The sequence below is a fragment of the Virgibacillus siamensis genome (genome assembly GCF_039522605.1).
Taxonomy (GTDB): Bacteria; Bacillota; Bacilli; order Bacillales; family Amphibacillaceae; genus Lentibacillus; species Lentibacillus siamensis.
On record NZ_BAAADS010000018.1, the window covers coordinates 1 to 13,837 of the forward strand.

General features: G+C 42.0%; 14 protein-coding genes. 5 read left to right on the plus strand and 9 right to left on the minus strand.

Annotated features, from left to right (window positions below; genetic code table 11):
* Positions 1 to 41: 41 nt before the first annotated feature.
* The 3 genes from ABD010_RS12405 to ABD010_RS12415 form a co-directional block, all read right to left on the minus strand.
* Complete coding sequence (locus ABD010_RS12405; protein ID WP_343813521.1) at positions 42 to 539, minus strand: hypothetical protein; 498 nt, start codon at positions 537 to 539, stop codon at positions 42 to 44.
* A 319-nt stretch (positions 540 to 858) separates the two neighbouring features.
* Positions 859 to 1,791, minus strand: a complete 933-nt coding sequence (locus ABD010_RS12410) for an L-threonine 3-dehydrogenase (protein WP_343813522.1) — start codon at positions 1,789 to 1,791, stop codon at positions 859 to 861.
* Positions 1,792 to 1,876: 85 nt separating this feature from the next.
* A complete protein-coding gene (locus ABD010_RS12415) occupies positions 1,877 to 3,067 on the minus strand; it encodes a glycine C-acetyltransferase (RefSeq protein ID WP_343813523.1) in 1,191 nt (396 codons plus the stop codon).
* A gap of 209 nt (positions 3,068 to 3,276) precedes the next feature.
* Between ABD010_RS12415 and ABD010_RS12420 the strand changes: the two genes are divergently transcribed.
* Together ABD010_RS12420 and ABD010_RS12425 are read left to right on the plus strand one after the other, a co-directional pair.
* Complete coding sequence (locus ABD010_RS12420) at positions 3,277 to 3,417, plus strand: hypothetical protein (RefSeq protein ID WP_343813524.1); 141 nt, start codon at positions 3,277 to 3,279, stop codon at positions 3,415 to 3,417.
* Positions 3,418 to 3,561: 144 nt separating this feature from the next.
* Positions 3,562 to 4,032 (plus strand): hypothetical protein, encoded by a 471-nt coding sequence (locus tag ABD010_RS12425; protein ID WP_343813526.1) that lies wholly within the window; start codon positions 3,562 to 3,564, stop codon positions 4,030 to 4,032.
* A 185-nt stretch (positions 4,033 to 4,217) separates the two neighbouring features.
* Here the strand turns inward: ABD010_RS12425 and ABD010_RS12430 are convergent, their stop codons facing one another.
* From ABD010_RS12430 to ABD010_RS12440, 3 genes are all read right to left on the minus strand, one after another.
* Positions 4,218 to 5,021, minus strand: coding sequence for a LysM peptidoglycan-binding and 3D domain-containing protein (locus ABD010_RS12430; protein WP_343813528.1), 804 nt, complete (start codon positions 5,019 to 5,021; stop codon positions 4,218 to 4,220).
* 202 nt (positions 5,022 to 5,223) lie between these two features.
* Positions 5,224 to 6,747 (minus strand): MFS transporter, encoded by a 1,524-nt coding sequence (locus ABD010_RS12435; protein WP_343813530.1) that lies wholly within the window; start codon positions 6,745 to 6,747, stop codon positions 5,224 to 5,226.
* A gap of 56 nt (positions 6,748 to 6,803) precedes the next feature.
* Positions 6,804 to 7,715: a DUF1002 domain-containing protein gene (locus ABD010_RS12440; RefSeq protein ID WP_343813532.1), complete on the minus strand. Its 912-nt coding sequence runs from the start codon at positions 7,713 to 7,715 to the stop codon at positions 6,804 to 6,806.
* Between the two features lie 245 nt (positions 7,716 to 7,960).
* On the opposite strand from ABD010_RS12440, the gene ABD010_RS12445 reads away from it, so the two are divergent.
* Together ABD010_RS12445 and ABD010_RS12450 are read left to right on the plus strand one after the other, a co-directional pair.
* Positions 7,961 to 9,229: an MFS transporter gene (locus ABD010_RS12445; RefSeq protein WP_343813534.1), complete on the plus strand. Its 1,269-nt coding sequence runs from the start codon at positions 7,961 to 7,963 to the stop codon at positions 9,227 to 9,229.
* Between the two features lie 160 nt (positions 9,230 to 9,389).
* Positions 9,390 to 9,635 (plus strand): YuzB family protein, encoded by a 246-nt coding sequence (locus tag ABD010_RS12450; RefSeq protein WP_174615030.1) that lies wholly within the window; start codon positions 9,390 to 9,392, stop codon positions 9,633 to 9,635.
* A 116-nt stretch (positions 9,636 to 9,751) separates the two neighbouring features.
* On the opposite strand, the gene ABD010_RS12455 is transcribed toward ABD010_RS12450, so the two are convergent.
* From ABD010_RS12455 to ABD010_RS12465, 3 genes are read right to left on the minus strand one after another with little or no spacing between them, the layout of a single operon-like run.
* Positions 9,752 to 10,921: an iron-containing alcohol dehydrogenase gene (locus ABD010_RS12455; protein WP_343813537.1), complete on the minus strand. Its 1,170-nt coding sequence runs from the start codon at positions 10,919 to 10,921 to the stop codon at positions 9,752 to 9,754.
* A gap of 17 nt (positions 10,922 to 10,938) precedes the next feature.
* A complete protein-coding gene (locus ABD010_RS12460; RefSeq protein ID WP_343813539.1) occupies positions 10,939 to 11,316 on the minus strand; it encodes a RidA family protein in 378 nt (125 codons plus the stop codon).
* Entirely contained in the window at positions 11,317 to 11,949 is a 633-nt protein-coding gene (locus ABD010_RS12465; protein WP_343813541.1) for a lysozyme family protein, read from the minus strand.
* Between the two features lie 168 nt (positions 11,950 to 12,117).
* Here ABD010_RS12465 and ABD010_RS12470 point away from each other — a divergent pair, with 168 nt between their 5' ends.
* The gene (locus ABD010_RS12470; RefSeq protein WP_343813543.1) at positions 12,118 to 13,734 is read left to right on the plus strand and encodes a long-chain fatty acid--CoA ligase; all 1,617 of its coding nucleotides are present in this window, start codon (positions 12,118 to 12,120) and stop codon (positions 13,732 to 13,734) included.
* Positions 13,735 to 13,837 lie beyond the last annotated feature (103 nt).

The window sequence follows — 13,837 nt, forward strand, 5'->3', positions numbered from 1 at the left end:
TTAAAAATACAATTTTTTAAATTCTGCAGGTCTTTGTATTTTTAAAAAGAGCAATTATGAAATTGACTCATTTCACTTATTAATACCGTCATTCGTTTTAACTGTTTACCTTCATTGTTTTTGCACATTTGAAGTTCAGCGGTGCCACGCATTAGATTAAAATAATCGCATGTAAAAGTGCCTTTAGAAGATTGATATCCAGCATAGTTGTTTTCAAAAACATACTTCTTTCCAGTGAAGCTGAGTTTATTAGTTGCATAAGTGCCATCTTTATTAAAAATGGTGATCTTCACGTTTGCTTCCTTTCCCTGGTCCGCCATCTTCTTAAATTCAAATATCTTATTTAATTGTTTCGTTTCCATTTTTCCATCCCGTATCACTTCATCTAGATTTTCACCTAAATTCTGAACCACTAGATGACCATCATTTACCGCCTCTTCCACCGTATAATCCGGTTTCGTCTTTTTTTCTTCCCCGGAACAGGCCACTAAAACAAACGATAATACAATTGAAACAACCAACAGAAGCTTTATCTTCAAAACAGTCCCACCTTCCCTAAAAAAAATCAATCCAATTATTTTAAATAGTAGCATAACTCTTAAAAATAAAAAACAATCTCTTTACAATTACTTTAGTTTAGATATATATTGATGCAGCACAAGGAAGAACAGGAAATATGAAACACTAAAAAACTGTTTATGGATAAACTCGATTCTATCATTCGTCTTTTGAATTTCCACATCAATCCTTGTTCAAGTGTGAATTCCTCGGTCATTACCCAATTTTATTACCACCTTTATGAGATAAAAATTAAACAACCCGCAGCACTCCAATAATACTGCGGGTTGTTTCAAAAATTTATTTTTCACGTATTTTCTCCAGCATATCCTTTGTCATGCCTTCCAGATTGTATTCTGGTTCAAAGCCCCATTCCTTTGATGCAACTGATGAGTCGATGCTGTCGGGCCAGCTTTCGGCAATTTCCTGGCGTACCGGATCGACATCATAGGAAATCTCGAATTCTGGCAGATGCTTTTGAATTTCTTTGGCAAAATCGGCCGGTGAAGCGGAAATGGATGAAATGTTGAATGCATTACGATGCTCCAGTTTGTCGGGATCCGCCTCCATCAATTTCATTATCGCATGCAATGCATCCGGCATGTACATCATGTCCATGTATGTATTTTCAGCGATATAGGATGTGTACGTTTTATTTTTTAATGCCTCATAATAGATTTCCACAGCGTAATCGGTAGTCCCGCCGCCTGGTGGTGTGACATAGGAAATCAGGCCGGGAAAGCGAACGCCCCTTGTGTCTACTCCGAATCGGTTGTAATAATAATCACAAAGCAATTCACCGGCGACTTTATTCACGCCATACATCGTTGTCGGACGCTGAATTGTATCCTGTGGTGTACTTTTTTTCGGTGTTGTCGGACCAAATGCTCCAATGGAACTCGGGGTAAAAAATTGCAAATTACGTTCACGGGCCACTTCCAACGCGTTCATCAATCCCCCCATGTTCAAATCCCATGCTTTTTGCGGATTTGCTTCAGCATTGGCCGAGAGCAGTGCTGCCAGATGCATGATCGTATCGACGTTATATTTTTTTGCAACGGTAAATAAATCATTAGCATTTGTAACGTCAACAATTTCAAATGGACCATCTTCCCCGCTTCTTTCCCGAATATCCGTCGCAACGACATTGGATGACCCATAATGTTGCCGTAATGTTGTAACAAGCTCAGAACCAATTTGCCCCTGAGCCCCTGTAACCAAAATCTTCTTCATATGTTGTTTACCTCCAGCATTCCTTAAAAAAGCTTCTACTTTTCATCGTGTTGTGTGTAATGTGCAAATCAAAGTCTCATCTGGTTTAGATGAGACCCATTTCTTTTCCTACCTTTTCGTAAATGGCAATTGCGTCATCGAGCATTTCCTTCGTATGTGCGGCGGTCGGCATGTTGCGGACACGTCCTGTTCCTCTAGGTACGGTCGGGAAAACGATGGCTTTTGCATAAACGCCTTCTTCATTCAGCCGTTTACTGAATTTCTGTGCATCTTTTTCATCGCCGATAATGCACGGTGTAATCGGTGTTTCACTGTTTCCGATGTCAAAGCCGAGTTTTTTAAGACCGTCTTTCAAGTAATCCCCGTTCTCCCAAAGTTTTTCATTCAGATCTGTTGATTCGAGCAACAGCTCCACCGCTTTCGTACTTGCTGCTGCATCTGCAGGTGTGACGGCTGTTGAGAACAGGAATGGACGGGAACGAACTTTGAGCCAGTCAATCAGTTCAGTCTTACCGGCAACATATCCGCCGATGACGCCAATTGCTTTCGACAGTGTTCCCATTTGAAAATCGACTTTATCCTGCAAACCAAAATGCTTAACAGTCCCGGCACCTTTGCCAAGCACACCTGACCCATGCGCGTCATCGACATACGTAATCAAGTCAAATTCCTCGGCGATTTCGACGATTTCCGGCAATTTGGCAATGTCGCCATCCATCGAAAATACGCCATCCGTAATCACCATTATTTTATTGTACTGACCAGATTCGACGGCTTCTTTTGCTTTTTGACGAAGATTTTCCATATTTGAATGTTCAAATGGAATAATCTTTGCTTTGGAAAGTCGGCAGCCGTCAATAATGGATGCGTGATTCAGTGCATCGGAAAGAATTGCATCGTTTTTATCCATCACCGCTGAAATCGCTGCCATATTGCAGTTAAAACCGGACTGATAGGAAATGACCGCTTCCGTTCCCTTAAATTCCGCAAGTTTTTTTTCCAATTCCATATGTAAATCCAATGTCCCGTTAATGGTACGAACCGCGCCGGCACCAACCCCATGTGAGTCTACTGCCTCTTTAGCCACTTCTTTCAAACGATCATCTGTCGCAAGTCCCAAGTAGTTGTTGGATGAAAGGTTAATCAGTTTTTTGCCGTCAATAGTAATAACCGGACCATTAGCACCCTGTACCGGGTCAATTTCATTATATAAGCCGCGTTGTTTTAAATCATCAATATTTTCCTCAAGAAAGCTATGCAATACTTTACTTGTCATTCAAAAGTTCCTCCTTATTATGTAGATATTTCTAAGTACAGTTTAACACATTGCATATAGTATTTGACAGTTACAGCTGAAAATGCACCATTCCCATAACTTATCAAATTTTGTAGAAATTGCTAGGAAAATATCACAAAAACTATGGAAGGATTCTATTAATTTTATTATACTGGAAATAGCTTTGCAAAACTGGAGGAAAAAGCAAGATGAAAAAACTATTAATCGCTGTTTTTTTGACATTGGTCATTAGCTTTGGAATTATCGGATACACACAGTCTACTGACGATGCAAACGACATTGTTGAGCCAAAGCATGAGGAAAATGACAACTCAATCGTCATTAATTGATGTTGGCTTCAATAGCGTTAAGTTTATAAAACTAAAGTTCAAAGCCTGTTTCTTCAAAAAATTGATTGAAGCAGGCTCTTATTTATATTCCCATTTAGTTTGCAGAAGTTGTGGTATAATATAAACTAGAAAAGGAAGGTGATTTTGTTGGAAAGCGAGACATTGATGCACCGTATTCTTGAAAAGTTGGAAACACTGGAAAAAGGTCAGCAGGATTCCAAAACAGCAATGCATGATTTTAAACAAGAAATGAATGGTTTGAAACTGGAAATGGCTAATGTCAAGCAGGAACTAAACGGTTTTGAACTGCATGTGACTGATTTAAAACAAGAAGTGAACGGTTTAAAAGTGGAAATGACTGATGTCAAGCAAGAAGTAACCGTCTTAAGAGTGGAAATGACTGATGTCAAGCAAGAAGTAAACGGCTTAAAAGTGGAAATTACCGATTTTAAGCAAGAGACGAAGACTGGATTCAAGCAGTTAAATCAAAAATTAGATTTGCTCACAAAACAAACAAGTAATGCTGTGGTAGAAAATCATTCCAATGAATTAAAATTTTTAGCCAGTAAAGTGCAAGAATTGGAGAAAGACATCTATAAGTTAAAACAATCATAATACCCACAAAGCATTGCACTAAATCCTCACAATTTATTCTGTTTATTTCTATTATTTTTTTAGCCTTCCTGATATATTGATCCACTATTATTTCTCAACAAATTCAGGTTACAACTTAGCTGAATATAGGAGATAGGAAAGCATCGACCAGGATGCTTTCCTTTGTTATTGTTGTTCATATTCTATTATTCTACGATTGTTACATCAACTGTACGGTCGCCCCACTCATAAGCTTCACTTTTTGATGGAACATGTATATCTATCTCATGGCCCTGAATGGCACCGCCGACATCAGCAGCAGTAGCATAACCATAGCCTTCTACATATACTTTAGTACCCAAAGGAATTACATTCGGATCAACTGCAATTACTTTGGCGTTTGGATTTGCATTCAGGTCAACACCAGTTGCCGTTACACCGGAGCACCCTGGGCAATCAGCAGTATAAGCTGTTGCGGATACGGAAATGGTTTTACCTTCAGGATTGTCATTGGAAGCTTCCGCAGCTTCTGCTGTATTTGATTCGCCTTGTGCTGCACTCTTGTCCGTTTCATTGGATGTATTTTCTGAAGCAGATTTGTCTGTTTCTTCAGTGCTTTGTTCATTTACTTCTGCTGGTGCAGCGTTGTCTTCGCCTACATTCACACCATTAATTTGCAGTTCTTGGCCAACCGTAATCACACTTGACTCCAGGTTGTTCCATTCTTTTAAATCCTGAACGGAAACATCGTATTCTTTCCCAATTCCATATAATGTATCGCCGTTTTGAACTTTATATATTTCATTTATAAATAGTTTTTGTTTTGGATGAATGACAGTCGTTTTTAAGTCATTTGCTTCTTTCAATTCATTAACGGTTGTATCATACTCTTGTGCAATTTGCCAAAGGGTATCTCCTTCTTCTACTTTATACTCTTCAGCTGATGCAGTAGATACAGTTGCGCCAGCGATAATGACACCAGTAGCAATTGCGGCTACTAATTTCTTCATTGGTGGTCCCTCCTTAAATTTCCGACAATCAATACTCTATCACAGGAGCATGACCAATGCAGTTACAGGAGATTTAAGAGTGTGTTACACAGGTTACCAATCTAGCAATAAAATATTACAATTATAATAGGTTTGTAACGAGTGGATCATTTATTACAAAAAAGCATGCGCTTTCGTAACAGGAACATATTTGAAAATGCTGCTATGACCGTTTTCTGGCAGCATTACGCTTCCCCGCCAGAAATAATCCGGCTGCAATAACCAGAAATGATAGAAATGCCGCGGTCAGAAACAGTCCGTCAAATCCCGATTGCAAAATATGAGATAGTACAGCAAAGAGTTCATGCTGCAGTCCGGGATCGGTAATTTGGTTTATTTTATCGGCCAAGTCATTGTAATTACTCCCCGAAATTTCAAATGGTACCTTCCCCGCGAATGAATCCTGGAGAGTTTGTTCCGCCTTTGATACACCACTGGCAATGAAGCCGGCATATAACGTTGGAAACAATGTAAGTCCAACTTGTCTTACCAGCGATAACGTTCCTAATGCCGAACCTTGCTCATTTTCCTGTGCACTGTTCCCTGCCAGCACATTCAGCGGTGCCCCCAACAGGATACCCAATCCGATACCAGCCAATGAGCTTGCTGCAAAAAAGGTCCAAAAACCGTTAACCATTAATGGAAACATCCCGAACCCGATCAGGCCGATAACTCCTGATAGTACAACCGCTTGGGATGGTCCTTTTTTATCCGTCATATACCCACCAAGTCCTGCACCTATCCCGGAAGCAACTGCCATTGGAGTCAGCCAATAACCAGCATTTTCAACCGGCACCTGCAGCACCTGTTGTACATATGACGGAATAAAAACAATCCCAGCCAGAAAGCCGCCGGAAAGGATTCCAAGTATGAGCGTTATTTGGAATAACTTTGTTCGAAACAAGGAATAGGACAAGATAGGATCGCCACCCCTTTGCTCCAAGTGACGTTCATGTCTCAGCAGACCTGCGAACAGCAACAAACCGATTAAAATAAACAGGATTAACGACAGTACGGATTTACTCTCCATACCTGTTATCCCATACATCACCGCCATTATTGCCAAACTTAAGAGGACAATACCTTTGTAATCCAAAGCGTTTGCTGACCCCGGCTGAGATTCATCTATTTTAACCATCCCGGCAATCACCAAAAAAATAGCAATTGGAATGTTAACCAAGAACATCCATTGCCAGTTATCAGTTACATTTAAAATAACTGCACCAAGGTTCGGCCCGATAATTGCAGACAGCCCGTGCATTCCGCCGAGCATGCCCAGCGCCTTGCCCTGCTTGTCCTTTGGAAGTGTCGCCAGAATGTGTGAACTGCCAATAATAAAGATCCCTCCACCACCGATCGCTTGAATAAAACGCGATACAAGCAAGACAGGAAATGTGGGACTGATCGAAACCAGCAGAGAACCCATCCCAAACAGTACAATTTCTATGATAAACAGACGTTTTCGGCCATACTTATCCGAAAATTTTCCGATAATCGGCACACTGATTGCGATCCCGAGCGTATAAATGGTAATGCTCCACGCACCCCACGATGCGGAAACACCGAATGAATCATTAATCGTTGTCAGCGCGGTACTGATTATTCCGTTATCAAGTCCTGCCATGAACACCCCTATCGTAAACAGGGTGATCGACCACTTTTGTGATGACGTCATTTTGTCCTGCATTGTTTCATCTCCAATAATTATGTAGGCGGGCACACGTAATGATACCCGCAGCTATATTACCCAAAAATACTTTGAAAGAAGTTCCGGATAGCGTTAAAGATGTCCTGAAAGAAGTTTTTTACTTTGGTCCAGAATCCTTCATCATTCACAATGTCACTGATTTTGTCCTGTACCTGTGATGCAATGTCTTCAAGCTGTGATGACACGTTATCAAAATTAATGTCGAGATTACGCATTTTTTCAAATAAGTCGATTAGCATCTGACGGTCGGCATCACTTAAGGAAATTTCAAGATTATTCAATTCCTCTTCAACAATTTGCCTGACTTCCTCTTTGGTGGCGGGATTTTGTTCAGCAATTGTTTTTTTGATTTCTGTCAGCAGCTCACTTACTTTCTCCTGGCTTAGTCCCTCGTTATTTGCCAGATCAGTAGCGACACCCAGTTCTTCATCGGCAACTTGCATCCGATCCTTATCCAATGTAACACCCTGTTCATCATATGCTTTATAAATTCCGGTCAAGGCTGAATGGCCACTCACTTTTACCGGTGAGGCAACATCGACCGTAGCATTTTCCACGCCTGCAGTCAGCAGCGCGTTGGCATACATTTCGGTAGTTACCTGCGTAATGTTGTCTGGTGTTACAATGTTGATACTCAGTCCGCTCCCCTTTTCTTCCCGGGTTATTTTAGCCGACGAATACATATTGGAATTCGGGTTTCCGTTTATATATTTTGCGATATCTTCACCTGTAACCGTGTATTCCTGCACATTTTCCGGATTCTGCACATCAAGCAGCTCTCTGACTTCCTGCTCCTGCGATGCGGATAATGTTTCCCCATATACGATAATGGGGGCGCCAAGCTTCTCATTTATTCCCTGCCCTGTTGCCAGAACAGACCCACTAAATCCCGCAATTAATGTAATAATCAATATCGACATAAAACTGATTTTAATGACACGTTTCATTGTGATAATGCTCCTTTTTTATTTAGGATACTGTCAACTAACATTATAAAGGAATAGAACAATACAAACCAATCTTTTATAGGGAGCGTACGGACCATGCATCAAAACGCGCGAAATCCAGGCGAAACGTGCGATCTCACTTAAAACGTGCAAAACCCTTGCTGAATCGTGCGAACTCCGGACACTTGAGCATTTATATTTTCTTTTCCATTGTACTGCTCTATATTTAGGGTATCGAAATATTTATGAGAAAGAAGGGATTTGTTATTTCGGAACAAAATCCTACTATAAAGCGAAATTTAATCATTATGTGGTTTGCGAATTTTTTCGTGGCAGGAAGTATCACCATGGTTCTCCCGTTCATCTCGTTGTATATTGAAGAATTCGGGAGTTTCTCAGATGATTACGTGCAAACATGGTCGGGGTGGATTTTTGGGATCACCTTTGTCACGGCATTTATATTTTCACCGATTTGGGGCCGCATTGGTGATAAATTCGGCCGGAAAAAGATTCTGATTTTATCTGCTGCAGGGCTTGGTGTCTCGATTTTGCTGATGGGATTCGCCAATTCGGTCTGGGAACTGTTTCTATTAAGGCTGTTTATGGGAATTTTCACCGGATTTATCCCAATGTCCCAGGCGATGATTTCCACGCAGACTCCCAAAAAAATTGCCGGGCAGGTACTCGGAACCCTGCAAACCGGCAGTATTACCGGGGCATTAATGGGGCCGATGCTTGGCGGAGCGCTTGCTGATGTCTTCGGATACGCCCCCACTTTTCGCTGGACATCAATCACAATCATGGCATCCGGTCTGATTGTTCTGTTCGGTGTAAAAGAATTGCTTGTTAAAAAAGATGATAATGAAAGTGAATTTAAGTCGTATTCCACAAAAGAAGTGTTGCTGCACGTGATTAAAAACCCGGTGCTGCTCGTTGTTATGCTCCTTTCAGCGCTTGTACAGATTGCCCACTTCAGTATCCAGCCGATCTTATCCCTGTATGTTGCCGAAATACATGGGCCGGCGAACATTGCTTTTTTCTCCGGGGTGGCTTTTTCAGCTGCCGGACTTGGCAACCTGCTGATGGCCAAACGGTGGGGCAGACTTGGTGACCGGATCGGGTATACAAAAATAATGATCTTTTTATTATTTATGGCGGGGATTGTATATTTCCCTGGCGCATTTGTCACGAATATCTGGCAGCTTGTTGTATTGCGGTTTTTACTGGGCATTTCAATCGGCGGCCTTGTACCGGTGAGAATAGCCTATATACGTCAGGAAGCACCACTGTCAATGCAGGGGGAAGTACTTGGCTACAATACCAGCCTGCGTTTTTTAGGGAATATTATTGGGCCTGCACTTGGTGGTGTCATCTCAGGTTTCTATGGATTTATGGGCGTCTTCTTTGTAACGAGCGGACTGCTGATTCTTGGCGGGTTCATCATGCTTATCGCCTGGTACCGGCATGAATACGAGGGGAAACACTCTCATTCCTTCTCATCATCACGCGGCTAACATTGAAATGTGATCATAAATGTTGATTTGTTCCAATGGATATGCTAAAAATAACAGAGCGATATTTTTTCGCCCGCAAACTGGCAATTAATGTCCGACATTCAGTGGCGAACCCCTACTGATTGAAGGTTACTATATAATTAGAAAGAAAGTGATAGCAATGGGTATTGTCGTTGTGGAAGTTTGTGACGGGAATGCAATCACTACTTTGGATATAGAAGGAATTATTGAAAAGGAATTTCCCGAAGTCGCGGTTTTGATGAATGAATGTTTATCATTCTGCGGGCTGTGCCGGGTAAAACCATATGCACTGGTCAATAACAAACGCGTCTTCGGTAACACTCCTGAAGAATGTCTGGACAAAATTCGTTCAGCAATTAAAGAAGAACTGGCTGTTTATCAATAAGCAGCCAGTTCTTTTCATTTTTGATGGCGTTTGTCGAATCTACATTTTTCGATGAAATAATAGTAATTCCGACAAATATTTCCCGGGAAATACTTGTCGAAATTACTGTGTTTGCATCATAAGCTCGCTTTTAAAATTTCCATCGAGTCCTGTCGATTCAGTATTTTAAATTTGCCATACTCCGGTTTCGCCGCAACGCTTTTATCAGCTATTGCTTCGACATGATTCGCTGTAATCCCGTAATCCGCCAATTTTTCCGGTGCACCAAGATGATTCCAGAATTTACGCAGCTCCGCAATTCCTTCCAATGCCACATCGACATCTTTTTTACCTTCTGGGCTTATATCAAAGACGCGAACAGCAAGTTGTTTAAACCGCGCTGCATTTTGTTTATCCAATACGTGTTCCATCCAATTTGGAAACAAGATGGCAATTCCACCGGCGTGCGGGATATCATGAATCGCTGATACGGCATGTTCCAAATCATGCGTTCCCCAATCACCCTTATAACCGATATTGATCATGCCGTTCCGGGCAAGTACCGAATTCAGCATGACCGTTTCGCGATACTGATAATGATCAGGTTCCTCCAGCAGGCGTGGACCGGTTTCCACCAAATTTCGCAACATCGATTCACAAAGACCATCCTGCACTGGTGTATTTGATGTGTGATGGAAGTAATTTTCCAGTACATGTGCCATAATATCAACTATTCCAAATGCAGTTTGCTCTTTCGGGACAGAATATGTAAAGGTCGGGTCCAAAATGGAAAACTTCGGATAGGTCAATGGAGAGCTCCATCCCTGCTTTTCGTTTGTTTCCCAATTGGTGATAACCGAACTTGCATTCATCTCAGATCCTGCCGATGCTATCGTAACAACCGTTCCAAATGGCAGCGCATCTGTTGGTTTTTCTTTTTTCGTAATGATGTCCCAAATATCTGCATCGGCTTTGGCACCTATTGCGATAGCCTTCGCAGCGTCAATCACGCTCCCACCGCCAACTGCAAGCAGAAAGTCAACTCCTTCCTGTTTACAGTGTTCCACGGCCTGTCTTACTGTTGATAGTTTCGGATTCGGTTCGATGCCGGAAATTTCTTCTGTTTCAGCATTTACTTTCCTTAATTCTTCCATAATAGCGTCATAAATTCCATTTTGCTTAGTACTTCCGCCGCCATACAGCAGTAACACCTTTTTTCCGTAGGCGGATAACTCCCCGGGAAGCGCAGCAAGCTGATTCTTCCCGAAAAACAATTTCACCGGATTATGAAACGTAAAATTATCCATTACTGCGCCTCCCATGTTTATAGTTTATATGCGACAACATCCATTTCCACCAGCACATCTTTTGGCAGACGGCTCACTTCAACCGTTGCCCGTGCCGGATATGGGTCAGTCAGATAGCTTCCGTATATCTCGTTTACCGTCGCAAAGTCATCCATTGATTTCAAATAGATTGTGAATTTCACTACCTGGGCAAATTCAACTTCCGCTTCTTTCAAAATAGCTTTTAAATTGTTTATGACCTGCTCTGTCTGGTTTTCAATTCCTTCGACAACTTGTCCTGTTTCAGGGTTGATCGGAATTTGACCGGAGACATACAGAAAATCTCCCGCCTGTATCGCCTGTGAATATGGACCGATTGCTTCTGGTGCTTTGTTCGTATAAATTGATCGTACCATTTAAACTCCTCCTTGTTTTTCCGCAGTTAGTTTCTGCTTATATTGCATAACGTCACGAACATAGTAAATATCCCCGTAACATGCATTATACTTTTCAGCTTCTTCCCGCAAACATGTATAAATAGCCTGATTTTCTGCAGTTTTATACATTTTTTGGGAAAAATCTATGGCAAGTTCCAGTGAGTATTTTCCCGATTTTCCATTTACATAATCAATAAAACCTCTGCCAAAATTATACGATTGGATGGCCAGTTTCACATCACCATCGGCGTCGTTAATTGCCTGTGAAAAATAATAAACGCCCTGTTTAATGGACGAATTGGGATTGTCGATACAACCCCTTTCACCGCAATAACTTTCGGACGACTGCATCGGATCCTTGCCTCTCCCGCCGGACTCCTGCATCATCATTGCCAGCAGGACATCAACATGTTCCGTAACACCGTATTGTTTTGCATATTTCTCAACAACCGGTTTATAATCCGATACTTTTTCATTTATCAGAGGACGGGAATTGTTAAATTCATTTTCTGCCAATCTGATGAAAAGGATCGAAACAAGTATAAACACACCTATCATGGCACCGGTTATCAAAAAAGTTGTTTTCAATGCTTTCTTCGTTTTTCGTTTCATCTGATCCCTCGACAGTCGATGTTTTTCTCTTTGTGGACGGCATTTACCGTTAAACTCATTGTATCATGTAATTTCTGTTCTGTTTACTGAGATTGATTTTTAAAATTATTCAAATAATATGATATTATAGAAGTAAGCCTGTATAAAATGAAAAAGGGGATGATTGTTATGATGCAAGTTCCATTATTGGTTGGTCCAATGCTTGAACATGCCGAAAAATTTTTTTCCAAAAAGGAAGTTATATCGCAAACACATGATAAGCTGCACCATCTCACATATGCCGACATTGGCAAACGAACTAGACGGCTGATGAGTACACTGGAAAATCTCGGGGTTCAAAAAGGGGATAGGGTTGGCACGTTAGCCTGGAATCATCACCGTCATTTGGAAATTTATTTTGCCGCTCCCGGAATGGGCGCCGTTCTCCACACCATCAACATCCGCCTGTCACCAGAACACATTATTTATATTATTAATCACGCCGAAGACAAAGTTCTGTTCATTGATGAAGATGTTTTACCACTTGTTGAAGCGGTCAAGGATAAACTCAAAACGGTTGAGGCATTCATTGTTATGACCGATAAAGCTGAACTTCCCGAATCTGCGCTTGCTCCACTGTATTCATACGAAGAGTTGCTTCACACCGGAAACCCGAATTTCGAATTTGACAAAACAATTGATGAAAATGACCCCGCAGGCATGTGCTATACCTCCGCCACAACCGGCAAGCCAAAAGGAGTCGTCTATTCGCACCGGGGCATTGTCCTTCACAGCTACGCACTTGGGCTGGCTGATTCCGCCGCGATTTCAGAGTCGGATGTTTCCATGGCTGTTGTCCCGCAATTTCACGTGAACGCCTGGGGGACCCCCTTTGCTTGTACGTGGTTTGGAACAACACAAGTTATGCCCGGGCCACGGTTCACTCCGAAACGGCTGGCAGCATTCATTGAAAAATTTCGTGTCACCATCACGGCCGGGGTGCCCACAATCTGGCTTGGGTTATTGCGTGAGCTAGATCAGGGAGGCTATGATACATCAAGCCTGCGAGCAGTTTTATGCGGCGGTTCAGCGGCTCCAAAAGGACTGATTCAGGCGTTTGAAGAAAAATATAATATCCCGTTCATTCATGCATACGGTGCAACTGAGACAACCCCGCTCGTCACATTGTCACGTTTAAAAAGCTATCAACAGGACTTGACTGTGGAAGCAAAACTTGACCAGCGCTCCAAACAAGGTATGCTTGTGCCTGGAGTTAAAATGAAAGTGATCGGCAGCGATGGAGAGGTAGCCTGGAACGGGGACGAAATGGGCGAATTGCTGCTGCGCGGACCATGGATTGCCAGTGAGTACTACCATGACGACCGCAGTGAGCAGGCTTTTCATGATGGCTGGTTCCATACCGGGGATGTCGTCACAGTAGATGAAGAAGGAACAATTAAAATTGTAGATCGAACGAAGGATCTGATAAAAAGCGGCGGCGAGTGGATTTCCTCGGTGGATATTGAAAATGCCATCATGGCACATGACGGAGTTTTCGAAGCGAGTGTCGTTGCAATACCTGACCCGGAATGGCAAGAACGACCAATTGCCTGCGTCGTGCTGCATGAAGGCTTTGCCGAAAAAACAAGTAAAGCTGATTTGCTCGAATTCCTGCGACCGCAGTTTGCGAAATGGTGGCTGCCTGATGATATATTGTTTTTTGATGAAATACCAAAAACATCCGTCGGGAAATTTTTGAAACGGGAATTGCGTGAACAAGTGAAAGCGCATTATAACATGCAATGATGATGCATGGAGTAAGAAATGTCAAAAAGCCGTATCACTTTTAAGGTGGTACGGCTTCTGTTTTTCCGGAAATTGTTTCGACTGATTGATGTTCGGTCTCTTT

Coding starts and splice junctions, on each gene's coding strand:
- ABD010_RS12455 (WP_343813537.1), bottom strand. CDS start 10,921: ATGGATAATTTTACGTTTCATAATCCGGTGAAATTGTTTTTCGGGAAG.
- ABD010_RS12410 (WP_343813522.1), bottom strand. CDS start 1,791: ATGAAGAAGATTTTGGTTACAGGGGCTCAGGGGCAAATTGGTTCTGAG.
- ABD010_RS12465 (WP_343813541.1), bottom strand. CDS start 11,949: ATGAAACGAAAAACGAAGAAAGCATTGAAAACAACTTTTTTGATAACC.
- ABD010_RS12415 (WP_343813523.1), bottom strand. CDS start 3,067: ATGACAAGTAAAGTATTGCATAGCTTTCTTGAGGAAAATATTGATGAT.
- ABD010_RS12420 (WP_343813524.1), top strand. CDS start 3,277: ATGAAAAAACTATTAATCGCTGTTTTTTTGACATTGGTCATTAGCTTT.
- ABD010_RS12440 (WP_343813532.1), bottom strand. CDS start 7,715: ATGAAACGTGTCATTAAAATCAGTTTTATGTCGATATTGATTATTACA.
- ABD010_RS12435 (WP_343813530.1), bottom strand. CDS start 6,747: ATGCAGGACAAAATGACGTCATCACAAAAGTGGTCGATCACCCTGTTT.
- ABD010_RS12430 (WP_343813528.1), bottom strand. CDS start 5,021: ATGAAGAAATTAGTAGCCGCAATTGCTACTGGTGTCATTATCGCTGGC.
- ABD010_RS12470 (WP_343813543.1), top strand. CDS start 12,118: ATGATGCAAGTTCCATTATTGGTTGGTCCAATGCTTGAACATGCCGAA.
- ABD010_RS12460 (WP_343813539.1), bottom strand. CDS start 11,316: ATGGTACGATCAATTTATACGAACAAAGCACCAGAAGCAATCGGTCCA.
- ABD010_RS12450 (WP_174615030.1), top strand. CDS start 9,390: ATGGGTATTGTCGTTGTGGAAGTTTGTGACGGGAATGCAATCACTACT.
- ABD010_RS12445 (WP_343813534.1), top strand. CDS start 7,961: ATGAGAAAGAAGGGATTTGTTATTTCGGAACAAAATCCTACTATAAAG.